The organism is Paracoccus shanxieyensis, from assembly GCF_009711265.1.
Classification (GTDB): Bacteria; Pseudomonadota; Alphaproteobacteria; order Rhodobacterales; family Rhodobacteraceae; genus Paracoccus; species Paracoccus shanxieyensis.
The window spans coordinates 1-1,147 of the sequence record NZ_WMII01000070.1; the positions used below are offsets into that span (position 1 = coordinate 1).

Here is a 1,147-nt window from a genome sequence, read left to right on the forward strand (position 1 = left end):
GGCAGTAGAATTTTCTCGTAGCGTGAACTGAGGAGATTCGAATAAGAAAAACCCGATTTACCGAGCCGCAGATCATGGCGGTGCTGCGCCAGGCTGAGGGCGGCGTTGCGGTGCCGGAACTGTGCCGCGAGCACGGGATCAGCAGTGCGAGCTTCTACAAATGGCGGGCGAAGTATGGCGGCATGGATGCGTCCATGATGAGCCAGATGAAGGCACTGGAGGATGAGAACCGGCGGCTGAAGCGCATGTTCGCCGATCTGAGCATGCAGGCTGACCTACTCAAGGAAGCGCTTGGAAAAAAGTGACGCGGCCAGCTCAACGCCGCGAGTTGGCCGCGAAGGCGGTGGCGAGGAAGGGGGTCAGCATTGCGCTGGCCTGCCGCACGTTCGGCGTCAGCGAGACCTGCTTTCGCTACAGCCCCAAGCGCTGTGCCGAGAACGAGACCATCGCAGACCTCCTCGAGGGCCTGACCAAGGCGCACCGGACGTGGGGCTTCGGCCTGTGCTTTCTATATCTGCGCAATGTTCGCGGCCACATCTGGAACCACAAGCGCGTCCGCCGGATCTACTGCGAGCTGGAACTGAACCTGCGGATCAAACCCCGGCGGCGGATCAAGCGGGACAAGCCGGACGTGCTCTCGGTTCCAGACGGGCCAAACCTTGTGTGGTCCATGGACTTCATGGCCGACCGTCTGGCCGATGGCCGCCAGTTTAGGCTTCTGAACGTATTGGACGACTTCAACCGCGAGGGCTTGGGCATCGAGCTCGACTTCTCGTTGCCCGCCGAGAGGGTGGTGCGGGCGCTCAACCAGATCATCGAATGGCGGGGCAAACCGATGGCCCTCAGGGTCGACAACGGCCCCGAATACATCAGCGCGACACTGGCAGTTTGGGCTGCGAAGCAGGGCATTGCCCTAACCCACATCCAGCCCGGAAAACCGCAACAGAACGCCTATGTCGAGCGCTACAACCGCACCGTCCGCCATGAATGGCTAGACCTCTACATCTTTAACACCATCGCGGAGGCACAGAGCATCGCAACCGACTGGCTATGGACTTACAACAACGAGCGACCCAACATGGGCATCGGCGGCATAACACCCGCACAGAAACTGAAAATGGCTGCCTGAAGTCTACGGCCAAACCCC

1 protein-coding gene is annotated in these 1,147 nt (G+C 60.6%); it reads left to right on the forward strand.

Translation table 11 applies throughout. From position 1 onward, the window contains the following. Nucleotides 1–41: 41 nt before the first annotated feature. Nucleotides 42–1,129 (forward strand): IS3 family transposase gene (locus GL284_RS21220; RefSeq protein WP_341870528.1). Its coding sequence is split into 2 segments (ribosomal slippage): nt 42–303 and nt 303–1,129, totalling 1,089 coding nucleotides; the frame shifts between segments, so codons are not numbered across the junction. The last annotated feature ends 18 nt before the right edge of the window (nt 1,130–1,147 follow it).